The sequence below is a fragment of the Methanoregula sp. genome (assembly GCF_049518935.1).
Classification (GTDB): Archaea; Halobacteriota; Methanomicrobia; order Methanomicrobiales; family Methanospirillaceae; genus Methanoregula.
This window is the reverse complement of sequence record NZ_JBEKRH010000016.1, coordinates 22,108-41,525: the sequence shown is the minus strand read 5'-3', so window position 1 is coordinate 41,525 and position 19,418 is coordinate 22,108. Positions and strand designations below refer to the sequence as shown.

Sequence of the window (19,418 nt, the reverse complement as noted above, 5' to 3'; positions counted from 1 at the left end):
CCCGGATGATGTGGTCTGCGGGGACATCGTATACTGTTGTCATCTACTACCTCACTGTTGAATAATGAAATAACAGTCTTATGTTATTTGTGAGGAAGGTTCTTATATATTTCCAAGGGCAGGAGAGCCGCCGGGGGAGGAAAACAGGCGGGACGATGGACACGGTTTCATAGCTGAAATATAATTGCGATGAATGCCGTAGCAGTCGAAGTTATCACTTCTTCACAGCCTTTGGCTGTCCCCAATGGGGCGCTTCGAAGACTCCTGATGAATTCTTCTCTAGTCAGTCATCGCTGATACGATACCTGATTCCCCGCGGCGGTTCAGAACGTTTTTTTTCTTAATGGAATGAGCCGAAAAAAAATCTCAATGCGAGTAGGGATGTCCTGAGGGACAGCATCCCGAAAGATTGGAAAAATCACCGGAAGATGATTTCGTATGCTCGCCCACCCCCGTGAGCCGTTATCGCTATCGGGAATCCGGGGGGACAGCCCCCGTGAGTATCACCTTTTCGCCCGTTTCAGCGCGCCGGTCTGCCGGGGCTTCACGGTCTCAGCGGTTTTCGCCGGGGCCTTTTCGGTGGATTTCACCGGGGATTTCGCTGCAGCCCGGGCCGTGACCTTGGCTGTAGCCTTCACCGGAACCTTTGCCGCGAGTTTTCCCATGGCCTTTCCCGTCGCCTTCCCTGCAGGTCGCGTTGTGCCCGATACCTTACCTGTGGCTTCAAGCACCATCGTCCTGCCCCGGACTTCCACGAGCTTCGCTTTGGCTTCCGATGCCACAGCCTTCGGGTCGACTTCCGTGTTCTGGAGCCACTTCACCTTGATCAGTTTGCGTTTCTTGAGCTGGGCCACGATCTCCTCGATCATGGTCCCGCTGCAGCCCTGTTTGCCAATCCAGACGGTCGGCTTGAGGTCCTGCATGGACGAATCATTCTTTTCCGGCATTGGGTCTCACCACACGGTATCTCATCTTCTTGTTGCAGGAATGGCAGGTGACCACGACGTTTCCGCGGGACACCCGCACCCGCATATTACGGCCCGGGACAAGGAACGCAGAGCAGTGGTGGCAGAACCGGCGCCGGAATACCCGGTCGATCCGGATCCGCTGGCGCATTGCGATCTTCCGGGCAAGCTCCACATACCGGTTGCTCCGTTCCGGGTGGTCGGGGAATGCCTGCTCTGCCTGCCCGAACAGGATCTCAATACGTTCCCGTGCGATCATACGCGTCGCAGGGTTCCTGGACTTCTCTTTCATGCGTCAGAACCGGTTCCCGGTTGTGCTGTATATTAAGGCGTCCTAGATGATAAGCGTCAGGGTGAAGGGAAGGTTCCGGTCAGGGTAGTATCCTGACCCTGCGGCCGATTACGTCAAGCCGGTCCTCGCAGAAGAGCCGGATGGCTTCCGGATAGCATTCATGTTCCCGCTCCAGGATACGATCGGCAAGGGTATCCTCGTCATCGTCATCGAGAACGGGCACGCAGTACTGGAGGATAATGGGACCGCAGTCCAGGTTCTCGTCTACGAAATGGACCGTGCAGCCGGCAACCTTCACGCCATGCAGGATTGCCTGTCGCTGGGCATGCAGACCGGTGAAACTCGGCAGGAGCGCCGGGTGGATGTTGACCATCTTCCCTGCAAAGGCCCGGACCAGGTCCATCCCGAGAATGCGCATGTACCCGGCAAGCACGTACAGATCCGCATCCACTTCCTGCATGGCAGCGAGAAGCGAGCGCTCGTACGCTTCGCGTGTGGGAAACGAGCGGTAATCTATCACCCGTGCAGGAATGCCTGCTTTTCTGGCCCGTTCGATCGCGTAGGCGCCCGGGTTATCCGTGATGAGCGCCTCGCACGTTGCCGGGATCTTCCCGACAGTAATCGCATCGATCACTGCCTGGAAATTCGAACCCCTGCCGGATGCGAGCACCGCGATACGTTTCATGGTTATCCCTGCCAGATCTCTGGACGATTGCCTCTTAACTGTTGCCATTACCGCCGTTTCCGTCCGTTGGGCGGACAACAATCTTGACCTTGACAATACGCCGCCCGTGCATCTGCAGGACAACGAGCGTCACCCGGCCGTCACCGATCTCCACCTTCTCGCCCGGGTGCTGGGGGAGATGGCCGAGCCGGTCGATAATCAACCCTCCAACCGTCTCGTAAGACTCATCGGTCGGGAGGTCAAGATTCATCCGTTCGTTGATATCCTCCACCCAGATCTGGGCGTCAACAACAAAGACGCCGGGCGAAAGTTCCTGCACCCCGGGCTCCTCCTTGTCGTACTCGTCCATGATGTCGCCCACGAGTTCCTCGAGGATATCCTCAACAGTCACAATCCCGACGAAACTGCTGTACTCGTCGATCACGATCGCCATGAGCACCCGGTGGACCTGGAGTTCTTTTAACAGGTCGTCGATCTTCTTGGTCTCGGGCACGAACATGGGATCGAACATGATCTCTTTGATCGTTGAGGTCTTCCGGTGTGAGACCATCGCGGAGAAGACGTCCTTGACGTTCAGGATGCCGGTGATGTTATCGATCTGGTCGTGGTAGACCGGGATCCGCGAGAAGCCGGTCTCGTTGAAGATCCGTATCGCCTCCTCGAACGTAACCGTATCCTCCATCAGGATCACGTCAACCCGGGGCGTCATGATCTCGCGGGTAGTGGTATCGGCGAACTCGAGCACCGAGTAGAGCATGTCCTGCTCTCCCTGCTCGATCGTGCCTTCCTCCTTGCCCACATCGATCCACTCTTTGATCTCCTCTTCCGTGACGGCAGGCTCCGATACATCCTTGCCTATGCCAAAGGTCGGGCTCACCCGCTCCACGAGCCAGATGATGGGGGAGAAGATCCGGGAGAGGAAGAGGATAATCGGGGCGACCGTGAGGGCAAAGGATTCGGACGCCCGGGCCGCGTAGATCTTCGGGCCGATCTCGCCAAAGATGAGGAGCACGATCACGACAAAACCCGTTGCAATCCCGACCCCGACATCACCAAACATCTGGATCGCAACCGCCGTTGCTATGGATGCAGCGGTGATATTGACGATCGTATTGCCGATGAGGAGGGTAATCAGCAGGTGTTCGGGAGATTCCTTCAGCGCCGCCACTTCCGATGCCCCGGGACGGTGCTCGTTGACCAGCGTCCTGACCTTTGCCCGGGTGATGGAGATGAGCCCCACTTCCGAGCTGGAGAAGAATGCGGAGAGCAGGACGCAGACGATAAACAACAGAATTTCCAAAACGTCGTCCTGGATCATCGGGTTTCACAACGTGCGGGCGCACGCATTTTTTTCTGGTTCATAATGAAATTTTCACCATTATATACGGGAGCGAATTACATAAAACCAGCGCCTGCTCAATGCGCTCATTCCATGCACTCATGCATGAATGTGCAGTCCCCGGCAAGCAGTGCAATCTTCTCGTCAGAGGAGAAGGTGCGGCCGAAATTCAGGTCCTCGATCTCGAGGGTCAGGCTGCCCTTAAAGCCATGGTCCCGGAGGGCCTGCATAACCGTGGCCATGCCGGGGTTCCGGGACAACGGGAGGTGAAGGGTTTTTCCCTCGGCCCGGCTGAGGTGGACGTTCACCATCCGGTCATGGCAGAGTTCGATATACTGCATCGGTTCCTCAGCGGATTTCGAGAGGGCATGTGAAACATCGAGCGTACAGAACAGCCACGGTTCCTCGTCAAGGAGCGTGCGCATCCGTTCCGGAGTGCAGAGCAGGGAGTTGACGATCGGTTCCATGTTCTCCATGCAGATTTTGACCGGGTAACGCGTGGCCACCTCCCGGAGCACATCGATATAATGATCGAACCGGGCAAAGTCGGCATCGCTCGGGGGACGTTTTGCCGTCCGTCGCCCGGGATGGACCGTGACGAGACCGGCACCCATGCGGGTGGCGAGCTCAAGGGACCTGACTGCATACTCCACCGATACTGCCGCAACCTCCGGGTTGATGGAGCAGGGGTTCAGGTCAAGAATCGGAGCGTGCACCGTCAGGGTCTTTAGTTCCGGGTGTTCCCTGCGGCAGGCAATCACTTCCTCAACGGGAAGATCCCGGAGCCAGAAATGGGGGGTCTCCAGCCAGAATTCGATCCCGTCGAGACCTGCCTTTGAAACAAACGAGAAGATCTCAGGAGTGGTGCATTCATGGAAGAACATGCTTGCGACGGAAAACGACACCATGGTAGTACTATTTGATATGCGGTTTTATCCTAATAGTTGTTGATGGACTGGTTCAGTACCCCGGACGAACCTGCCGACGGGAAGGCAACGCTTTTGAGCGTCTCGGAGCTCTCTGCCCTCATCATCGGATTGCTCGACGACCCCCGGGTGCAGGACATCCGGGTGAAGGGCGAGATCACCAATTACAAGCATCATGGCCGGGGGCACCGGTACTTCTCGCTCTCGGAGAAGGGCGGGGGGGCAACAGCGGCAGTTATAAAATGCGTGATGTGGCGATCCGATGCCGACAGGCTCACGTTCACTCCCGGGGAAGGCATGGAGGTGGTTGTCTCCGGTTCAGTCACCGTATACGCACCGCACGGGGCCTACCAGCTGCAGGTAAAAAAGATGGAGAAGGCCGGCCTCGGCGAAAAATATCTCCTTGTCGAGCAATGGAAGAAGGAGCTTACTGCCGAGGGGCTCTTTGCTGCGGAGCGGAAACGCCTGCTCCCCCGCTTTCCCGCACGGGTCGGGGTCGTGACTTCGGAGACCGGCGCAGTGATCCATGATATCCGGAACGTGATCGGGCGGCGGTATCCCGTAGAGATCATTATCTCACCCACCGCAGTCCAGGGCGAGGATGCACACCGGGATATCACGGCCGCGATACGCCGGCTTGCCGGCCGTGCGGACGTAATCATTGTTGCCCGGGGCGGGGGGAGTTTCGAGGACCTCTTCCCGTTCAACCACCCGGACGTGGTCAGGGCAATCGCCGCAAGCCCCGTACCGGTCGTGAGCGCGATCGGCCATGAAGTGGACATCACCCTTGCCGACCTTGCGGCAGATGTCCGGGCACCGACACCTTCCGCTGCAGCCGAACTGGTGGTCCCGGACCGGACCGTGCTCCTGCTCCAGGTAAAAGAACTTCAGCGCCAGATGAGTTCGGCATTGCAGGGCCGGGTCGTATGGGCACGGGAGGAGGTGACCGGCCTCCGGGACCGGCTCCGGCCCCAGCGGTTCCTGCGGATGCTGGATGAACGGAAAACTGCAACTGCGGACCTCGGGGACCGGCTCGACCGGGCCCTTCAGGCCAGGCTCGGGCGCGAGCGCCTGATCCTGAAAGAACTGAAGACCGCGCTGGAAGGACAGAACCCCCTTGCGGTCCTTGCCCGGGGGTATTGTGTTGCAGAGAAGGACGGCGTGGTCGTCCGGGGTACGGGCATGATAGCAGAGGGGGACCGGATGAAGATACGGATGTATGACGGCAGCAGCCGGGTCATCGTGGAGCGTGTGGACCATGACGGAAACATATGAGGCAAAGATCGAACAGCTCAGGAAGATCATAGAAAAGATCGAGGACGGGAACACGAGCCTTGACGAGAGCATAAAGCTCTACGAGCAGGGCGCAGCGCTCGTGAAACAGTGCGAGAGCCTGCTGGCCGAAGCAGAGATAAAGATCACTATGCTCAGCCGGGACGCGTAACCGTCAGGGTCACAATCATCTCTTTTCCCTGTACCAGAGACTCTACGAGATCGCGGGGCAGGTCTGCTGCCACCATATCCGACAGGATCCCGATCGTCCGGCCGCAGACAAACGAGCTCCTGCGCCAGACCATATCCGTCGGGTGATTGTGGGTCATCTGCGCCGATCCCCGGGACCGGATCTCGATAGAAATGCCTCCGCACGCGAGACGGGTGGTGAGGAGGGCATCGTCATGGGCAAGCAGTGCCCGGAATGCGGGAGACAGGTCAGCACAACCCCTGTCGGCCGCGATCCCGATGATGCAGTTGCCGTTTGCAGTCAGGTGCTCCTCGCGGGTCACCTCAAAGGTTGTCGGATGGGTGCCAAGGACGAGAGGATGCCCCCGGCAGACCACGGTTTCCTGCGCCTTCATGCTTTATCATGTGAGGGCGCCATTCCTATTCAATGTTTATTACCGCCCACTGCCCCGAGTGCAAGGATGAGACCGAACATGAGGTCGTGGCCGATTCCCGCGACATGCTCGTGCGGTGCACTACCTGCGGTCATCACCAGCGCCTTCCCAGGGAACGCGAACCGGAGACCCTCATCGTCAAGGCGATCGTTTCCAAAGAAGGAACCTCCAGAGTCTGCGGGATCGAATTTGCCGAAGATGACGAATGCTCTGTTGACGATCATCTCGTAGCCGAATGCGGGGATGACGTCTTCGGCGTCGAAGTCACCGCTATTGAATGCGGCGAGAAGCGAATGAAACGGGCAAAGGCAAAAGATATCACCTCGCTCTGGACCCGGGGGATCGAACAGGTCGTAGTCAAGATCTCTATCCATGACGGACGGAAGACGATCCCGGTCTATATGGAGTGTGACGGGGAACAGCCGTTCGTTGTCAACGAAATGTACGTGGTCTCCGGTAAAAGGTTCCGTATCTCCCATCTCAAGCTCAGGGACGGGCCGCTGATGCGCAAAGAGGGTTGGAAGACGGTTGCCCACCGGGTCAAACGCATCTACGGGGTCCGCTCGTAAGTACCCCGGTCAGAGATATTTTTTTATACTTTCCTCCAGCTGTTCCCGGTGGACCACACCTTCAAACCGCTCTTTTACAACACCGTCAACAATGATGAGAAACGTGGGCGTTGCCTTCAGCTGGTATTCCCCGATAAACGAGGGATTTTTTGTGGCATCGATCTCTTCGATCGCGAGCCCGAGTTTCTTACCCACTTCCGCATTGATCGGCGCCTGTTCCATGCAGCCCATACATCCCGGCTGGAAAAAGCAGAGTACACGCAGTGCCATGAACAGGAATAGCAGGCAGTAATAAAAAAGCGTATGGATAAAACGGGGGGTAATCCAAAAAAGGAACAGCATCCCGGGTTACTGCTTGGTGACCGTGACAACGCTGATATCGGCGCTGGGGTAACCGAAATCCACGACAACTCCCGCCGGGGAGATACGGGTTACTTCGCCAATCCGGATATCAGTTGAAGCAGATGAGTTTGCAGCGGTCGCATTAGGATTATCAGAAACTCCCATCGCGAGGGTGTCGCCGACCTGGATTGAACTCATGTTGATATTGTTCTTCGTGAGCTGATCAGGAGACCAGAGCTGGCTCATCGAACTATTGTCAGTAAATACAATATTTTTCTTGTCGTTGACCCTCATGCCTACAAGCCCTTGCGTAATGGCGTCATACTCCGGGGAGAAGAGCGCAAACTGGTTCCAGCTGCCGCCATTACTGCCTACGTATACCGGCACCGGATAAACGCCCGTATTCAGGGTCTGGTTTGCGGTCAGCGTAAGCTGCTTTGCATACATGATTCCTTTCCCAGCCTGGGATGCCTGCGTGTACAGCTGCTGGTTGGATGTAACGAGCGGATTTCCCGCAGTGTCATAAATTGTATAGTCGAATAATACGGTATCACCGGGCCGGATCGGTGCGAGCCCGGTGATCCAGTTTGATCCCATGGAAGAGACGACCATGACAACGACAAAGAGAATCGCGAGAATGATTAAGCCGATCTTGGTCCACTTCTTCTGCGATGCTTCTTTCTTTTTCTTTTCACCCATGCTTAACGAGCCTCCTTACTACATCGTAACCGCTCGGACATAAACTATTCCGATTGTTGAGGGATTTGTGCAATAGTTTATAGTGCATGAGTAGTAACCGGGGGTTAACCCATCCTGCCGGCTGAGGTCACGGACGATGACGCAAAAGCGAGTTTCAGGAACGGTGTGCCCGAAGTTACCCAAAAAAAGACCGGCATTGCCATAGAATAAAAACCAGGTGAATCCTCTCCTGTCATTTTTCACCGATGTCTTTAAAGTGCCTGACGGTAAAGCTGTACCGATGGATAAAAAGAAGGTCAAGGATTACATGACCTATGATGTCGTGAGCGTGGACTTCCATGGTACGGTCCATGACGTCATCGAGAAGATCCAGAAGACCCATCATGACGGTTTCCCGGTGGTAGACGGAACTACCGTTATCGGCTATATCTCGGCACGGGATCTCCTGTTTGTCGATCCATCAACCCCGGTCGAGAAGGTGATGTCCGACAACCTGATCGTGGCAGACCCGGAGATGGATATCAACGATGCAGCCCGGGTCATCTTCCGGAGCGGTATCCAGAAACTGCCGGTTGTGGACGAGAAGAACCACCTGCTGGGCATCATCTCCAACTCGGATGTGATCCGCTCCCAGATCGAGCACGTCTCTCCGGAGAAGGTCTTCAATTTCATGACCACCCTCAAAAAACTCTATAACGTGGATCCCACGCTTGACCGTGGCACCGTGCCGGTCAAGGATCTCCTCCCGACCCAGTCGAAGATCTACGAGGATGAGCTGGAAGGACGAATCTACGAGATCAAGAAGGGCCTTGCCGAACCGATCATTGTTGTCAGGCGGCCGGGAAAGATCATCCTCGTCGACGGGCACCACCGGGCTGTGGCAGCGAAACGGCTGGGCATCAGCGCCCTCGATGCCTATATCATCGAGATCAAGGAGAACATCGAGCTGGGCATGGAACGGACTGCACTGGCAATGAACCTGAAGACCCTTGATGACGTGCAGGTCCTCGATTATGCCCGGCACCCGCTGGTGGCGATCACGCACCGGCTGGTGAAGCGAGTCTGATGACTCGTTTCACCACTCACAGGACTGACGTCCTGTTCGCTCGTGAAGAGAGTTGATGATTTTTTCGATAGTAAAATGAGTATATTTCGGAACTTTTTTAACGCTCTTGGGGGATTCGGCACGATGTGCCCCCTCCCCCGCCGCTGTGGCATCCCCCGATTGCGATGACGCGGTATTACCTGTCCTCCTGTCAGGGATAATGCAAAAACGAATCCTGTAAATAACTCTTTTATCAGAGTCATCATAATTGTGCCCCGCCCCCCCTCGGGGGCTGGTGGCACAAGGGGGGGGGACGATTGATAATAATCAATTTTCAGGAGAAAATAAGTTAATTTCGAAAAACCCGTGAAAAAAATAGATTTACGACCCGTCGTACCTGAGGTCGAACTTCTCGTTGAGCACGTGCTCTTTCACGATCGTGCCGTCAGTAATCACGACTTCCGGCCAGAGCCGGGTCTTGGAGTGGACCACGACCCGGTCCCGCAGGACAACACGCGGGCCGATCACGGTGTCGTTCTCGATGCTGCAGTACTCCCCGATATGGGTGTCGTTGTCCATGATACTGCCGGAGATCGTGGTGTGGGCACCTACAATGACGCGGTTGTAGAGCGAGGACGAGAAGATCTTCGCATTGTTCCGGATGATGCATTTCTCCCCGATACTCGTATAGGGACCGATCAGGACATTGTCCCCGATGGAGGTGCCGTTGCCGATCGCCACAGGACCTATCACCTTCGTATTATTTCCGAGGGTGATTGAACCGCCCAGCTGAACCGGGCCCTGCACCTGCGCCCCATGGATGGAGAGGTCGCCGATGATATCCGTGAATGCGATGTCCTGCAGTTTCCAGCGTTCCGCCTGCCTCAGGGAATGCGGGCTGCCGACGTCCGTCCAGTTGCCCCGTGCAAGCCAGCCTTTCAGTACATGACCCTCGCCCATCAGTTTGGGAAAGAGGTCGCGGGCAAAATCGTACTTGACTCCGGCAGGGATGTGGTCGAAGATCTCCGGGCTGCAGACGTACATTCCGGTGCTTGCAAGATTGGAGAAGATCTCGCCGGGTGCAGGCTTTTCCTTGAACCGCTTGATCTCGTAACTGACATCAATCTCGGCAATGCCGTACTCGCCGGGATCGTCAATCGAGATCAGTCCGATACTCACGCAGGCCTTCTCTTTCTGGTGAGCCCGGTAGAACTCCAGCACGTTCAGGTCAGTGACATGGTCGCCACCTACGACCAGGAAGTCCTGGCCGTCCAGATATTCCTGGGCGTTCTTCACGCTCCCGGCAGTGCCGAGCTTGTGTTCCTCGTGAACATAGGTGATCTCGGCACCGAAAAGGGAACCGTCACCAAGCGCTTCCTCAATGGATTTGCCCATGTACCCGAGCGTGAGCACGACCTCACGGAATCCCATCGTGGTCAGGTGTGCGACCAGGTGCTGGATAGACGGGCGGTTGACAATCGGGATGCAGGGCTTGGGCCGTTCGAACGTGAGGGGGCGGAGTCGGGTGCCTTCCCCCCCGCACATGATACACACCTTCATACATCTGGTTTTGTGCGGGAATGGTTTAAGGATACTGCTTTTTTGGAATAAAAGTTCCGGGAAAATCCATCCTCAATAAGAAACGGTTTCAGGTTTTTTGGAGAGAGGGGGACTGTGCCTCACCGATGAACCTGATGGTTCTTCCCGCATCACACCGGTTTTAACAGATGTACTGTTCCCCTCGAAGATTTCCGCGGGAAACCTTCTGCGCATCACACCAGCCTTTCAGGCGGGTATGCTGCCTCACCACCCCTTCGCTTTGCGATGCCCGGGGGAATTACCTTGTCCGGGAGGGGTCAGATACCACAATCCATGGTTTTTTCCTCCGCCTTCAACGTCGTTACTTTATAATCGGAAACGTATCCTTCGATAATCTTAAAAACAAACAGCATGCAGCTATTATTGACATTTTACCATAATCTGAAGACTGTTTGCATTCGGGATGTATTGGTGAATTGCACCGGGATGAAAGGGATTTTCTGTCATCGGAGATCATCGATTCGACAACAGTGTAGATGATTTTTTGGTTGATGAGAACGATTTCTGGTTTTTTTTCAAAGATAGTGGCCGGAGGAGTTAAGAATGATAAAATTACTGAATAAGATCTCCGACAATCTTTTATATCTCGTATGTGCCGTAGCAGCATTTTCCCTGTTGTTTCCCGGGCCGGGTTCCGGGTTAGGCTGGATCGTTTCACCTTTGCTTGCCTTCATGGTCTTTAACGTGAGCATGACAATTAACTACAGGGATTTACTGCAGGTTGTAAAACACCCGTTCGTGATTTTGTGGGGAGTTTTCCTCTCGTTCATGGTAATGGCATTTTTTTCTTTGGTTATAGGGAAAATTTTTTTACCCGCATTCGCAGATTTGAGCACCGGACAATTACTTCTCGGGTGTCTTCCGGCTGATATATCAGCCCCTCTCATGGTCTACTTAATCGGCGGTGATACGGCCCTGGCGACAGCAATGCTTGTTATTGAGATGCTCCTGACGCCATTTGTCCTGCCAAACGTTCTTACCCTGTTTGGCGGTATAACTCTGGCAGTACCAACATCATATCTCATGGTTGAATTAATCCTGATTATCATAATACCCATATGTATTGGAGTTTTTTTAAACTCCTACGCAGGAGAAATCGGGGGGAAAAAGGATATCTGGTCAGGTATCGCCTCCCTGTGCTATATAATGCTCCTGTTTGTGGTAGTCTCTTCTAACGCCCAGACCATCCTCTCCTTAAAAGGGGTTGCGGTAATAGTCCTGCTCATGGAAATCTCACTGAACCTATTCGGTTATGGCCTTGCTTATGGAACGAAGATTATCTTTGCACTGGAAAAGGAGCTCTTTTCTCCCCTCTTATTCATTGTAAGCACCAAGGAGTTCGGGATTGCTCCTGCCGTTGTTGATATCATGAAAGTGAATCAGGCGATCGTCATACCTTCCACTCTTTATGCAGTAGTCCAGATGATATCATCTCCAATTATGGTGAAAGCAGTTAAACGTCTGAATCCGGAATAACAGTTCTGATGTATCTGTGTTGGCGACCACTGGTGCTAAAATTCCAATTACCTGCCAGCGCACATCTGCGCTTTTTGCCAGCTGCCCCTGCCCCGGGTTTATATGATCCCGGGTGGAATGAGATGCAGGAATACGCTATGGCAGATGACGAATACCGGATCTTGCCGGTCACGAAGGGGCAGGTGCAGTGCCTGCCGGAGAAGAAGGAGCCGACCGGGAACTGCGGGTTCTGCATTTTCTGCCGCGAGTTCGAGGTAGGCGGGAAGTACGTGAAGTCCCCCTCGCTTGCCTACTGCACGAAGTGCCGGGTAACGGAGAGGGTCGATTTTGCGAAGGCCACTGCGGTGAAGTGTGCGGACCGGCAGGGCGAGGGGTTCCATAGTATTACGAATATTATCAGCTGAGGGTTTGCCGGGAATTTTGTGGGATGGTGGGTTGGCAACCCCTCTACCCCCATCCCCCTTTGTCTTCCGGGCAGTTCGAACCCCCCTGGCATGGGGGTGGGGGGGTTGCCCGTGAACCCCCCCTCTAATTATTATTTTGGGAGGGTGTGATCACTCCAAGCAATTTTGTTGTTAAGAGATGTGGTTTTTCAAAAGATCGATATGAACAACTCTGGAACTGGCAAGCATTTTTCATTCCCCTTCCCTCACCAGCCGCTCCACCGCATCCATATCCACGTGCTCCTCGAACAAATCCGCCAGCGCCTCGTACGGATCCGCCGCATCAGCAGAAACCGGAGAAAACGCCAGCCCCTTCTTCTCATGTAAAAACGCGAGCAATGCATTCGCCGCGGACCGGTTCAGGAAGAGGCCGTGCATGTACGTCCCAAACACGAGCCCGTCATCGCTCGCCCGGCCATCACCGGTAAGGGCCTCCCGGTTCGTTCCTCCGGAAGTGACCCCCATATGGATCTCGTACCCGGTCACCTCGCCCATCGCCGATAGGATAGGGGCGACTGCGGCGGCCTGCCGGGTTACCTGGGTCGTGTTCTTGTCATACGAGGTGAAATGCGTGACGCAGTCGAGGAGACCGAGTCCTTCGTAGGTGCCGGCCGCCGACTCAAACCCGGCATCGATCAGCGTGGTGCCGAGCATCTGGTATCCCCCGCAGATCCCGATGACCGGCACGCCACGCTCCCGGGCCTTCAGCAGTTCCTGCCCGGTGCCGGTCTCCCGGAGAACCTGCAGGTCATCGATCGTGTTCTTTGTCCCGGGGATGATAATGCAGTCATACACGTCCAGCGGAGTGCCGGGAGCGACGTAGTCGACCGATGCATGTTGCTCGAGTAACTCGAAGTCGGTGAAGTTCGAGATCCGGGGCAGGCGGATGATCGCAATCCGGACACCGGCCGTACCGGATTTCTTGTCGCCGATCGAGAGCGAGTCCTCGCTGGGCAGCGGCAGGGAGAAGTAGGGCACCACACCGAGCACGGGCACTCCGCAGATCTCCTCGATCTTCGTTACCCCCGTCTCAAAGATCGCCGGGTCGCCCCGGAACTTGTTGATGATGATCCCCTTCACGAGCGACCGGATATCTCCGGGAAGCAGCTCGATCGTACCGTACAGCTGGGCAAAAACCCCTCCCCGCTCAATGTCCGCGACAAGGATGAGGGGGATCCGTAATTCCCGGGCGAGCTGGGTATTGGCAATGTCCCGGTCGTACAGGTTCAGTTCCGCAGCCCCGCCTGCTCCTTCCACCACCACCTGCCCGTATTCCGACAGCAGCCGGTTGTATGATTCGAGGGCTTTCTCCAGGAGCTGTGGGGTTTCCCGGTAATACTCCGCTATGGGGACATCCTTGTACGGCCGGCCGTTCAGCACCACCTGCGATATGCAGTCCCCCTTTGGCTTGAGCAGGACCGGGTTCATGTCCGTGTGGGGGACGACCTTCGCTGCAAACGCCTGCATCGCCTGTGCCATCCCGATCTCCCCACCTTCCCGGGTGACATACGAGTTCAGGCTCATGTTCTGGGACTTGAACGGGGCGACAGTAATCCCACGGCGGACAAGGCACCGGCAGATCGCAGCGACCGTAACACTCTTGCCCACATGGGATGACGTTCCCACCACAAACAGCGACATTTCCGTTCGTACAGTTGTATGCACGGATCATAAAAACCGATGCTTTTTCTGCCGCCCCTCAGGGCAGAACGGGGCAGTCACCCGGAAATCAGCCGTAATCACGCGTATCCCGATCCATTTCCTGCCATAAGTTGGCGTTTCCGGGCGCGAAACGCCGGAATTTGCCCGTTCAATGCCAAGTAATAAATAAAGTGAAACGTAAAAATACTGCTAATGATTGGTGGGATTTGCCCGACGTGTGGACTTCCAAAAGAGTTATGCATCTGTGAGGAGGTTGCAAAGGAACAGCAGAGGATCAATGTCAAGGTGAATAAACGCCGGTACGGGAAGGAAGTTACCGTCATCGAAGGGCTTGATCCGACTGATATCGATCTCGAAGACCTCTCAAAATATATGAAAGGTAAACTCGCGTGTGGCGGGACGGTCAAGGGTAACTCCATCGAGCTGCAGGGTAACCACCGGGACAGGGTCAAGGAACTCCTCTCCCTCAAGGGTTACAGCACGGAAAATATTTCCTGATCTTTTTTTAAAACGGCATTTTCTTTCGCAACAGTTACGGTATTCATCCGATGTTCTGCACAAACCTGCCGAAGAGAGCCTTAAGTGAGAAATAATTTTCACTCAACGACGGATTTTTACAATTTCGCGATGAGTATTTTTTATTATGTGTTGGGCTTACCCTTACCTTTGTTTGTTCTGCGAACACGTATGCACGTGTAAGAGTTCCTGGGTCTGCTAAGGGCCTGGGAACCTGCTGATCCCCCTGCCTTTTCCATAGCGCAGCGTTCAGGAACCGGGAATGTATTCCGGAAAACCGGACTATGCGGCTCTGATGAGCGGGATCGGATTATTCGAAGAACCCTGCGGGGTTCTTCTCGTGGCTCATCTCTGATGAGAATGTCTGTTCGAAGAACCTGATGGTTCTTCTCATGGCTCATCCCTGTCGGGATTCGCCAAAAAAAAGATCAGATGAAGAACCTGAACGTGATCCATGCGATCAGGAGCATCATTGCCGAATATTTCAGGCCGGCAATGAACCGTCCTTCACCCATCTGGCCGGCAACGAGACCCGAGAAGAATCCCTGCAGCATGGCCGCATGGGAGAAGAGGCGTTTGTAGATGAAAATATCGATTTTCCCCATAAAACCCTTGGCTGCTGCACCTGACGCTGCTGCAGCGGATCCTGCGGTAGCCATGGTAGTCAGGAACGACGAGACCAGGATCGCGATAACAAACAGGAAGACGGCGAACGAGACGAGCACGATGATCACATAGATCAGCATGTTGTTTGATCGCTCCTGCTGCAGGTTGACAACCTCGAACGTATCTTTCGCCGCGGCCCGCAGCACTTCGCTGACATCTCCCCCGGCCTTGCTGGCCTTTGCGATCAGGTCCACGCTCCGGTCTGCCAGGTTCGTACCAAGGCTTTTCCCGAACCGGTACAGGGCCTCGACGAAACCTACACCCCAGGACATCTCATTGTCCAGCTTCCGGATATGCGGTGTAAGTGTCCCGTATTCCGCCCCGGCAACAAGGTGGACTGCAGTCGGAAGGGTCATACCGGAGTCGTTCATACCGGCAAGGTCACGGAAGAAGTTGGGCAGCGCATTTTCCAGGTTCTTGACCCGGAACTGTTCTTTAAGATCGAGGAGGGCGAGCGGCACAATGGCAATCAGTACTGCAAAGACGGCAAAGTCATCCAGTGTGGTGGTGGTGTAAAGGAACGAGATGCCACCAGTGGATTTGAACAGGTAAATGAATCCCCCGATAAACAGCAGGAATGCAAGCGGGAGGGAGACGATGAGGATATTTTCCGGGCGTTCGGTCAGGACCTGGAATGGGTGGCTGATAAACTTCCCGATGCCTTCGCGTTTCTGGCGCTCCTGGTCCAGCCGGGCTGTGATCCCAGTGAACTCACCTTCCGCGGAGGCAGGTTCGGAAGTCCTGGTCGCGTCAGGACTTTCTGAACCTTTGTTGAAGATATCCGTAAATCCCATATCAGGCCTCCGGCGTCATGGAACTGATCATGATCACAAATGCGATGCTGCCAAGAGGAATCATGATGTACGTGATGGCATAGAGAAAAACGGGGTGATTATCCCCGGACAGGACGGACATGATCGACTGCAGGATGATCAGGAACAGTGTCCCTGCGACCATCGCCGTAACATACGATTCCGAGATCAGCCCGAGGGTTTCCAGGAAGAGCTTCTGCGTCTGCCGGTTTTCCAGAGAGTACTGATCGGCCTTGGTCCGGAAATAATCGGTCAGGTTACCACCACTCGAGATACTGGCCATGGCACCCTGCAGGAACTCCTTCATCCGTTTGCTCGGCGTGCTTGACGATACCAGCCGCAGGGCATCGATAAGATCCCTCCCGAAGATATCGATCTCCCGGGCAATGTACCGGGCCTCCACAGAGCTCTCCCCATAAATAGGGCTGTCCCCAAGGAGCCGGAACACTTCGGCGGGAGTGATCCCGGCAGTCGACATCGAGGTGACGTAATTGATTGCATAGGGCAGGGTGGCATCGATGTTCCTGCGCCGGTTCCCGGCTTCGAGACTTGGATACATGACGAACGCAGCATAGGTGAGACCGCCAAACACCAGCAGGGAGAAGATGGTGATCGCAATGGTCCCGATCTGGAGACTGTACGTGGACAGCACCACCAGGGGGCCGGGCACGGCCCCACGGTACTTGATCAGGGTAGGGAGCTTGAGGAGCCAGGTAATGAGCCCGATAAAGACTGCTGCCAACAGCCCGACGACGATCGCACTGACGAATGCCGTGGACAGGTAGACTTCGAAGGGGGTCTTGAACCGGGCGGAGATGAGATCATTTCTCAGCTGGGCATATTCATCGCGCTTGCCTTTCATCCGTTTGCCAAGGAGATTGAAACAGAGTCGCTCGTAACTATTCATAGAGGTCCTTCCGTACTTTCTCAATAACCGATTCCGGGTCCCGGTGGTAGGAGATCAGGATCTTCGCCACATCCTTGTAGTGGCGGATCTTCTTGATCCGCATCCATTCAAGCACTTCCTGCCTGCGCTTCAGCTCTTCGCGCATCCGGTTCTCGCTCCAGCCTTTCGCTTCCATGATCTCTTCGAGGAGGTAGGATTTGCCGGAATAGGTGTGCTCATCGGTCGCTGACCGCCACTTGAACACCTCGTTCGTGATCAGTTCGTTCGTCCTCGGGTCTATATCAAGGATCTCAACGATCTGCTTGTTCCGCCTGATGCGCTTTCCCCCGACACGCGCTTGAACCTGGATGCAGATAAAGTCCAGTGCCGAGAGCATGTTCCGCGGGACATCCATAGGCGGGTTCTCGATACGGTGCACGACACTGGCGACCGAGTCCGCGTGCGTTGTGGAATACGTAACATGGCCGGTACTCATCGCCTGGAAGAGGGTCTGGCATTCCTTGCCACGAACTTCACCCACGATGATGTATTCAGGGCGTTGTCGCATCGCAGCACGCAGGAGTTCGTACATGTTAATTTCACCCCTCCCTGCCGTATCAAACGAGTCACGGGTGACACTTGGGATCCAGTTCGGGTGGGGCAGCTTCACTTCACGGGTATCTTCAAGGGATACGATCTTTGCCATCGGGGGGATAAACAGGGAGATGGCGTTGAGGGCCGTTGTCTTACCGGAAGCAGTCCCGCCGGCAAAGATGGAGGACTTGCCGTTCTCCACGGCCAGCCAGATATAGGCGATTGCAAGCGGTGAGAAGGTATGCCATTCGATGAGATCCGTCGGCGTGATTGGCTCATCCTTGAATTTACGGATGGTGAATGTCGAACCGTGGGCGGTCACTTCCGTCCCGAGTGTCATCTGGATACGTGACCCGTCCTGCATGGTTGCATCGAGGATAGGTTCGGCGATTGAAATGTACTTGCCGGCCCGCTGCGCGAGTTTGGTAACAAACGAGTCGAGTTCTTCTGCATGGTGATAGGCAATCGAGGTTTTCATGGATTCATAGCTGGAATGGAAGGCAAAGAGCGGGGTATTGACACCATCGCACGAGATATCCTCGATATACTTGTCATGCATGATCGGATCGATCAGGCCGTTGCCCAGGAAGTCCTTGTGCATGTTGTAGTGGAGCTTCTCCTTCTGGGCAGGATCGAGCTTGAAACCGTAATCAGCCAGGATATCGTTGGTGGCAGCGCGAAGTTTCTGCCGGGCGTCTTCCCGGGACATGTCTTTGGTATTGATATCAAGGGTCTCAAAGAGGCGATCCTTGAGTTCCTTCAACAGCTCTTTTTCCGGTTCGGTCAGGATCGGTTCGAGAATCTGGTACGTGTATTCATGGGTGGAGTGATCGTAGATGATCCTGATGTATGCATACGGCTCGTTGACCGGGTACATCTCCATCTCCTCGATACCGGGCTTGGCATTGAACACGAGGTCGACCAGCGGGCCATGGGTCTTGGGATCATAGTTCACCTCTTCAGCATGTATGGCATTGAAGAGCGTTGCCAGACCGAATTTCTTCGGGGCCGGTTTGAGTTTTGCCTTCTCTGATGCCATCTCCTCTTCCATATCGAGATCCTTGAAACCGGCTGTGGAGAATTCCTTCTTCCAGATCTCGGCAAATTCTGCGGGAAGGGCACTACCGCGGGCACCTTCGAATGCATTGATCCGCCCGTGCAGTTTCAGCTCCTCGATCTTGAACGTGGCGCCCTTGGGAAGGATCAGGCCGGACAGGTCCGAGATCTGGTCGACCGTGATGATCTTCTCATCTATTTCGGTCTCTTTCGCTGCCGGGGGCTCTTCTGCTGCTACAACCCGGGCTTTCTTTGCAAACAGGGGTTTTCGCAGGGCTGCCTTGGGGTCTTCATCGATGATCTCTATAATCGTATCCTCTTCCGGTTGTGCAGGAACAGGCTTTGCCTTTGCAGGAAGGGGCGCAGGGGGCGTTTCCGGAGGAGATGACGATGCCTGCTGGGCGGTATTCATATTTGCCAGCAGCTTGCCAAGGGACGACCTGACATCCTTGCCGGGAAGTTCGGGTTTTTCAGCAGGGGACTCGTCTTCGAGCAGATCATCAAATGTCTGTACCTGCTCCTCTGACGATTCAGCAGGACTGGCTTGTTGAGGGGGAGACCGGTCGGGGGGTCTCACCGTATCTGCGCGGGATGCTGATTCCTGCCGGTTTGCCATCCCCAGTTTTTTCATGAGTGCGGAAAAATCCCCGGTATCATCCGTGGCCCCGGCCGGCTCCGGGGCTGCTGGTGTCACCGGTGTATCGTTTTGTTCTTTTGGGGAGGCTTCCTTTTTCTTTGCACTCCCGATCATTTTCATAAGTGAGTTCACATCATCAAGTGAATCGTCAGTGTCTTTGCTCATATCAGATCTCCCTTATTCTGATCGTAAAATACTGTGTCACGGGTAGGGTAAACTGCGATCTTCCGGCTGTTAATTGATAATTTGCCTGTGAGTATATCTATCCTGTGGACAGGAGCAGAATCCGGATATAACCTACTATGCCTGCCGGA

The 19,418-nt window shown here is 55.0% G+C and carries 20 protein-coding genes; 7 read left to right on the top strand and 13 right to left on the bottom strand.

The features are described 5' to 3' along the window. Positions 1 to 503 precede the first annotated feature (503 nt). From ABSE13_RS09980 to ABSE13_RS09960, 5 genes are all read right to left on the bottom strand, one after another. Positions 504 to 947, bottom strand: coding sequence for a YhbY family RNA-binding protein (locus ABSE13_RS09980; protein ID WP_424028374.1), 444 nt, complete (start codon positions 945 to 947; stop codon positions 504 to 506). Further along, a complete protein-coding gene (locus ABSE13_RS09975; RefSeq protein WP_424028373.1) occupies positions 931 to 1,257 on the bottom strand; it encodes a ribonuclease P protein component 4 in 327 nt (108 codons plus the stop codon). The genes ABSE13_RS09980 and ABSE13_RS09975 overlap by 17 nt, the downstream gene beginning before the upstream one ends. A gap of 79 nt (positions 1,258 to 1,336) precedes the next feature. Continuing rightward, positions 1,337 to 1,942 (bottom strand): phosphoribosylglycinamide formyltransferase, encoded by a 606-nt coding sequence (gene purN, locus ABSE13_RS09970; RefSeq protein ID WP_424028375.1) that lies wholly within the window; start codon positions 1,940 to 1,942, stop codon positions 1,337 to 1,339. Between the two features lie 34 nt (positions 1,943 to 1,976). Further along, positions 1,977 to 3,260 carry a hemolysin family protein gene (locus tag ABSE13_RS09965; protein ID WP_424028372.1) on the bottom strand — a complete coding sequence of 428 codons (1,284 nt, stop codon included), beginning with the start codon at positions 3,258 to 3,260 and terminating at the stop codon, positions 1,977 to 1,979. Positions 3,261 to 3,367: 107 nt separating this feature from the next. Next, positions 3,368 to 4,189, bottom strand: a complete 822-nt coding sequence (locus ABSE13_RS09960) for a sugar phosphate isomerase/epimerase family protein (protein WP_424028371.1) — start codon at positions 4,187 to 4,189, stop codon at positions 3,368 to 3,370. 42 nt (positions 4,190 to 4,231) lie between these two features. On the opposite strand from ABSE13_RS09960, the gene xseA reads away from it, so the two are divergent. After that, entirely contained in the window at positions 4,232 to 5,482 is a 1,251-nt protein-coding gene (gene xseA / locus ABSE13_RS09955) for an exodeoxyribonuclease VII large subunit (protein ID WP_424028370.1), read from the top strand. Next, positions 5,466 to 5,651 (top strand): exodeoxyribonuclease VII small subunit, encoded by a 186-nt coding sequence (gene xseB / locus ABSE13_RS09950; protein ID WP_424028369.1) that lies wholly within the window; start codon positions 5,466 to 5,468, stop codon positions 5,649 to 5,651. The genes xseA and xseB overlap by 17 nt, the downstream gene beginning before the upstream one ends. On the opposite strand, the gene ABSE13_RS09945 is transcribed toward xseB, so the two are convergent. Beyond that, positions 5,635 to 6,063 carry a DUF371 domain-containing protein gene (locus tag ABSE13_RS09945; RefSeq protein WP_424028368.1) on the bottom strand — a complete coding sequence of 143 codons (429 nt, stop codon included), beginning with the start codon at positions 6,061 to 6,063 and terminating at the stop codon, positions 5,635 to 5,637. The two genes, xseB and ABSE13_RS09945, sit on opposite strands and share 17 nt — an antisense overlap. Positions 6,064 to 6,095: 32 nt before the next feature. Between ABSE13_RS09945 and ABSE13_RS09940 the strand changes: the two genes are divergently transcribed. Then, a complete protein-coding gene (locus tag ABSE13_RS09940; RefSeq protein WP_424028367.1) occupies positions 6,096 to 6,671 on the top strand; it encodes an HVO_0476 family zinc finger protein in 576 nt (191 codons plus the stop codon). Between the two features lie 9 nt (positions 6,672 to 6,680). Here ABSE13_RS09940 and ABSE13_RS09935 read toward each other — a convergent pair whose 3' ends face one another. Beyond that, positions 6,681 to 6,941 (bottom strand): thioredoxin family protein, encoded by a 261-nt coding sequence (locus ABSE13_RS09935; RefSeq protein ID WP_424028366.1) that lies wholly within the window; start codon positions 6,939 to 6,941, stop codon positions 6,681 to 6,683. Positions 6,942 to 7,019: 78 nt separating this feature from the next. Continuing rightward, complete coding sequence (locus ABSE13_RS09930; RefSeq protein WP_424028365.1) at positions 7,020 to 7,712, bottom strand: hypothetical protein; 693 nt, start codon at positions 7,710 to 7,712, stop codon at positions 7,020 to 7,022. A gap of 280 nt (positions 7,713 to 7,992) precedes the next feature. On the opposite strand from ABSE13_RS09930, the gene ABSE13_RS09925 reads away from it, so the two are divergent. Further along, a complete protein-coding gene (locus ABSE13_RS09925) occupies positions 7,993 to 8,778 on the top strand; it encodes a CBS domain-containing ParB/RepB/Spo0J family partition protein (RefSeq protein WP_424028364.1) in 786 nt (261 codons plus the stop codon). Between the two features lie 360 nt (positions 8,779 to 9,138). Here ABSE13_RS09925 and ABSE13_RS09920 read toward each other — a convergent pair whose 3' ends face one another. Then, complete coding sequence (locus ABSE13_RS09920; protein ID WP_424028363.1) at positions 9,139 to 10,317, bottom strand: nucleotidyltransferase family protein; 1,179 nt, start codon at positions 10,315 to 10,317, stop codon at positions 9,139 to 9,141. Positions 10,318 to 10,899: 582 nt separating this feature from the next. On the opposite strand from ABSE13_RS09920, the gene ABSE13_RS09915 reads away from it, so the two are divergent. After that, entirely contained in the window at positions 10,900 to 11,832 is a 933-nt protein-coding gene (locus tag ABSE13_RS09915) for a bile acid:sodium symporter family protein (protein WP_424028362.1), read from the top strand. A gap of 122 nt (positions 11,833 to 11,954) precedes the next feature. Beyond that, positions 11,955 to 12,236 carry a hypothetical protein gene (locus tag ABSE13_RS09910; protein ID WP_424028361.1) on the top strand — a complete coding sequence of 94 codons (282 nt, stop codon included), beginning with the start codon at positions 11,955 to 11,957 and terminating at the stop codon, positions 12,234 to 12,236. 231 nt (positions 12,237 to 12,467) lie between these two features. On the opposite strand, the gene ABSE13_RS09905 is transcribed toward ABSE13_RS09910, so the two are convergent. Next, positions 12,468 to 13,916, bottom strand: coding sequence for a cobyric acid synthase (locus ABSE13_RS09905; protein ID WP_424028360.1), 1,449 nt, complete (start codon positions 13,914 to 13,916; stop codon positions 12,468 to 12,470). A 213-nt stretch (positions 13,917 to 14,129) separates the two neighbouring features. Between ABSE13_RS09905 and yciH the strand changes: the two genes are divergently transcribed. Next, the gene (yciH, locus tag ABSE13_RS09900) at positions 14,130 to 14,435 is read left to right on the top strand and encodes a stress response translation initiation inhibitor YciH (protein ID WP_292346507.1); all 306 of its coding nucleotides are present in this window, start codon (positions 14,130 to 14,132) and stop codon (positions 14,433 to 14,435) included. Between the two features lie 446 nt (positions 14,436 to 14,881). Here yciH and ABSE13_RS09895 read toward each other — a convergent pair whose 3' ends face one another. The 3 genes from ABSE13_RS09895 to ABSE13_RS09885 are packed head-to-tail and all read right to left on the bottom strand — an operon-like array spanning position 14,882 to position 19,269. Beyond that, positions 14,882 to 15,913, bottom strand: coding sequence for a type II secretion system F family protein (locus ABSE13_RS09895; RefSeq protein ID WP_424028359.1), 1,032 nt, complete (start codon positions 15,911 to 15,913; stop codon positions 14,882 to 14,884). Between the two features lies 1 nt (position 15,914). Further along, positions 15,915 to 16,838 carry a type II secretion system F family protein gene (locus ABSE13_RS09890; protein ID WP_424028358.1) on the bottom strand — a complete coding sequence of 308 codons (924 nt, stop codon included), beginning with the start codon at positions 16,836 to 16,838 and terminating at the stop codon, positions 15,915 to 15,917. Next, the gene (locus ABSE13_RS09885; protein ID WP_424028357.1) at positions 16,831 to 19,269 is read right to left on the bottom strand and encodes a type II/IV secretion system ATPase subunit; all 2,439 of its coding nucleotides are present in this window, start codon (positions 19,267 to 19,269) and stop codon (positions 16,831 to 16,833) included. Before ABSE13_RS09885 ends, ABSE13_RS09890 begins: the two co-directional genes overlap by 8 nt. Positions 19,270 to 19,418: the final 149 nt, after the last annotated feature.

Excerpts from the sequence above, each read along its gene's own strand:
- ABSE13_RS09925 (WP_424028364.1), top strand. The coding sequence starts at position 7,993 with ATGGATAAAAAGAAGGTCAAGGATTACATGACCTATGATGTCGTGAGC.
- ABSE13_RS09975 (WP_424028373.1), bottom strand. The coding sequence starts at position 1,257 with ATGAAAGAGAAGTCCAGGAACCCTGCGACGCGTATGATCGCACGGGAA.
- xseA (WP_424028370.1), top strand. The coding sequence starts at position 4,232 with ATGGACTGGTTCAGTACCCCGGACGAACCTGCCGACGGGAAGGCAACG.
- ABSE13_RS09960 (WP_424028371.1), bottom strand. The coding sequence starts at position 4,189 with ATGGTGTCGTTTTCCGTCGCAAGCATGTTCTTCCATGAATGCACCACT.
- ABSE13_RS09885 (WP_424028357.1), bottom strand. The coding sequence starts at position 19,269 with ATGAGCAAAGACACTGACGATTCACTTGATGATGTGAACTCACTTATG.
- ABSE13_RS09895 (WP_424028359.1), bottom strand. The coding sequence starts at position 15,913 with ATGGGATTTACGGATATCTTCAACAAAGGTTCAGAAAGTCCTGACGCG.
- ABSE13_RS09920 (WP_424028363.1), bottom strand. The coding sequence starts at position 10,317 with ATGAAGGTGTGTATCATGTGCGGGGGGGAAGGCACCCGACTCCGCCCC.
- ABSE13_RS09935 (WP_424028366.1), bottom strand. The coding sequence starts at position 6,941 with ATGGCACTGCGTGTACTCTGCTTTTTCCAGCCGGGATGTATGGGCTGC.
- ABSE13_RS09910 (WP_424028361.1), top strand. The coding sequence starts at position 11,955 with ATGCAGGAATACGCTATGGCAGATGACGAATACCGGATCTTGCCGGTC.
- purN (WP_424028375.1), bottom strand. The coding sequence starts at position 1,942 with ATGAAACGTATCGCGGTGCTCGCATCCGGCAGGGGTTCGAATTTCCAG.
- ABSE13_RS09940 (WP_424028367.1), top strand. The coding sequence starts at position 6,096 with ATGTTTATTACCGCCCACTGCCCCGAGTGCAAGGATGAGACCGAACAT.
- ABSE13_RS09965 (WP_424028372.1), bottom strand. The coding sequence starts at position 3,260 with ATGATCCAGGACGACGTTTTGGAAATTCTGTTGTTTATCGTCTGCGTC.
- ABSE13_RS09890 (WP_424028358.1), bottom strand. The coding sequence starts at position 16,838 with ATGAATAGTTACGAGCGACTCTGTTTCAATCTCCTTGGCAAACGGATG.
- xseB (WP_424028369.1), top strand. The coding sequence starts at position 5,466 with ATGACGGAAACATATGAGGCAAAGATCGAACAGCTCAGGAAGATCATA.
- ABSE13_RS09915 (WP_424028362.1), top strand. The coding sequence starts at position 10,900 with ATGATAAAATTACTGAATAAGATCTCCGACAATCTTTTATATCTCGTA.
- yciH (WP_292346507.1), top strand. The coding sequence starts at position 14,130 with ATGATTGGTGGGATTTGCCCGACGTGTGGACTTCCAAAAGAGTTATGC.
- ABSE13_RS09980 (WP_424028374.1), bottom strand. The coding sequence starts at position 947 with ATGCCGGAAAAGAATGATTCGTCCATGCAGGACCTCAAGCCGACCGTC.
- ABSE13_RS09905 (WP_424028360.1), bottom strand. The coding sequence starts at position 13,916 with ATGTCGCTGTTTGTGGTGGGAACGTCATCCCATGTGGGCAAGAGTGTT.
- ABSE13_RS09945 (WP_424028368.1), bottom strand. The coding sequence starts at position 6,063 with ATGAAGGCGCAGGAAACCGTGGTCTGCCGGGGGCATCCTCTCGTCCTT.
- ABSE13_RS09930 (WP_424028365.1), bottom strand. The coding sequence starts at position 7,712 with ATGGGTGAAAAGAAAAAGAAAGAAGCATCGCAGAAGAAGTGGACCAAG.